We start from the raw sequence: 2,801 nt of genomic DNA on the forward strand, positions 1-2,801 counted from the left end.
CACCCGCAGGTGCGCCGCCGTCGGGCTGCGTCGTGGTGCCGGGCGCGAGGTCGAGGGTCGTGGGTCTCCACCTCGACGCGGGCCCTCTACCCCGCGAGACCGGTCAGAAGACGTTGATGACGATCGTCGACCCCTTGGGTGCGGTCTTGCCCGAGCCCCCGGCCGGGTCCTGCGCGTAGACGATGTTGAGCGGGCTGATCCCCTGAGGGTGCCGGATCTCGACCACGAACCCGGCGTCCTTGAGCATCTTCTCGGCCTCGGTGACGTTGCGGCCGTAGGTGTTCGGGATCTCGACGAGCGGCGGGCCGAGCGAGACGACGAGCGCGACCTTGTCGCCCCGGTGCCCCTCCGTGCCGTTCTCCGGGGTCTGGCTGATGACCAGGCCCGCTGCGACCGTCTCGGAGTAGTCGTCGGTCGAGCTCGGGTCCAGGCCCAGGTCCGTGAGGGCCGTGAGCGCGGCGTCCTTCCCGAGGCCCACGACCTGCGGGACCGTCACAGGGGCGGGGCCCTGCGAGACGGTCAGCACGGGGATCGTCGAGTGCGGCACCGAGGTGCCCTCGGCCTCGGAGACGCTGACCACAATCCCGGCAGGGACGGTGTCGCTGTAGGCCTCGACGGGGTCCCCGACCGTGAAGCCGGCATCCTTCAGCGCCTCGGTGGCCTCCTCGGCGGGCTTGCCCACCAGCCCGGTGGGGATCTCGATCATCTTGACGCCGAGCGAGACCAGGAGGTGCACCTCGCCGTCCTTGCGGACCTTCTCGCCCGCACCAGGATCGGTCGAGATGACCGTCCCGGCGGCGAAGGTGTCGTCGTAGGCCTCGGTCACGTCGCTGCGCAGGTCGACCGCGGCGAGGGTCTGCTCGGCCCCGGCCTGCGGGGCACCGACCAGGCCGCCGGGCACGATGGTGTAGGCGCCCGGCCCGCTGAGGAACCACCAGGAGGCACCGGTGAGGGCGCCTGCGAGCAGCACGACGATCGCGAGGCCCCACCACCAGGCACGACGGCGACGCCCCGCGCGGCGGAGCACCTCGTCCTCCGGGCCGTCCTCGGAGCCGGGCGCGTCGCCGTGCGCGGCGACCGTGGTGCGGTCGAGCGCCAGGGTGTGCTGCGTGCCGGCGCGATCGGTGGGCTGGGGTGCGCCCTCGCCGCGGGCCGCCCACAGGGCCGGGAGTGCGGTCGTGGGGGTCGAGTCCGGGGCCGTCGGCGGGGCCTGTGTCCGGGTGGCGCCCGACGGCGTGTCACCGGGCCTGGCGAGTGCTCCCGCGAGGGCGGCGGTCGCCACCCCGAGCACGGCCGTGTCGGGCGAGCCGGTGCTGGGGGCGGGCTCCGCACCCGACGCCGCCGCGGTACCGGTCGGGTGCGACGAGCGCCCCTCGAGGGCGGCGGGGTCGAGAGCCTGCCGGGTCTGGCGGACCAGCGCGAGGGCTGCCGACGCGTCGACCGGCCGGTCCTCGGGCGACCGGGCGGCGAGCGCGCACACGAGGACGTCGACCTCGGCGGGGATCCAGGGTTCGACGTCGGAGGGTGCCGGGACGTCGGAGTTGACGTGCTGGAAGGCGACCTGCAGGGGAGTCTCGCCCGTGAAGGGGTGGCGCCCGGCGAGCATCTCGTACGCGAGCACCCCCACGGAGTACACGTCGGTGCGCGCGTCGCAGCGTCCCGACGTGATGAGCTCGGGTCCGAGGTACGCGACCGTGCCGAGGATGGTGCTCGTCGCGGTAGACGCGCCCTCGCTGACGGCGCGGGCGAGACCGAAGTCCGCGACCTTGACCCGCCCCGACTCGTCGAGGAGGACGTTCTCCGGCTTGACGTCACGATGGACCAGACCCTTGCGGTGGGCCGCGGCGAGCGCGTCCAGGATCTCCTCGAGCAGGTCGAGCGTCCGCCCCACGCTGAGCGAGCCCTCGTCCTGCAGGACGTGGCGGAGGTTCGTGCCCGGCACGTACTCCATGGTCAGGTAGCTGGTCTCGCCGTCGACCCCCTGGTCGAACACGGCGACCACCCCCGGGTGGGCCAGGCGTGCCGCGGCGCGCGCCTCGCGCCGGAAGCGCGCGACGAACTCGCCGCCGTCGGTGCCCTCCGCGAGGTGCGGGTGCATGACCTTGAGCGCGACCTCGCGGTCGAGACGCCGGTCCACCGCGAGGTACACGGTCGCCATGCCGCCCCGGGCGATCCTGGACACGACGTGGTACCGCCCGTCGACCAGGCGGCCAACGAACGGATCAGACGTCACAGTTGCCACGTCGGAAGTCTAGGCGTCCCGGAGCGTGGAACCGGTGAGGCCGTGCCCGGACCGCGTGCGGGTCGTGCGGACGGATCGTGACGGCCCCCGGCGGGCACGAGCTCGCGCGCCACGTACGCTTGACCCGTGACTGACGTGACTGACCTCGAGCAGCTCGTGACCGAGTGGCTGACCCTTCCCGACCTCGCCGAGGTGCTCGGCACCGACATGACCCAGGCCCGCAAGATCGCCCAGGACAGGCGCGTGGTCGGCGTCAAGCGCGGCGAGCGCTCCTCGTTCCAGATCCCCGCGGCGTTCGTCGTCCCGGCGCACCTGGCCAACCCGGCGAACGCCAAGCCCGCCCCCGAGAACCCCGACGAGGGTCGCCAGGTGGTCCTCATGTCGCTCCAGGGCACGATCGCCCTGCTCACCGACTTCGGGTACTCGGACGTCGAGATCCTCGAGTGGCTCTTCTCGCCCGACGAGGCGCTCGGGACCACGCCCATGGCCGCGCTGCGCGCCGGCCGCAAGGCGGAGGTGCGGCGCGTCGCGCAGGCGCTGCTCTGACGCCGCTTCCGTC

At 73.4% G+C, this 2,801-nt stretch carries 2 protein-coding genes; one reads left to right on the plus strand and one right to left on the minus strand.

Going from position 1 to position 2,801, the window contains the following annotated elements:
• Positions 1-103: 103 nt before the first annotated feature.
• Positions 104-2,242: a Stk1 family PASTA domain-containing Ser/Thr kinase gene (pknB, locus tag ACFRCR_RS18205; protein WP_377679559.1), complete on the minus strand. Its 2,139-nt coding sequence runs from the start codon at positions 2,240-2,242 to the stop codon at positions 104-106.
• Positions 2,243-2,368: 126 nt separating this feature from the next.
• Here pknB and ACFRCR_RS18210 point away from each other — a divergent pair, with 126 nt between their 5' ends.
• Complete coding sequence (locus ACFRCR_RS18210) at positions 2,369-2,788, plus strand: Rv2175c family DNA-binding protein (RefSeq protein WP_377679561.1); 420 nt, start codon at positions 2,369-2,371, stop codon at positions 2,786-2,788.
• Positions 2,789-2,801: the final 13 nt, after the last annotated feature.

The organism is Oerskovia sp. NPDC056781 (genome assembly GCF_042789955.1).
GTDB lineage: Bacteria > Actinomycetota > Actinomycetes > Actinomycetales > Cellulomonadaceae > Oerskovia > Oerskovia rustica.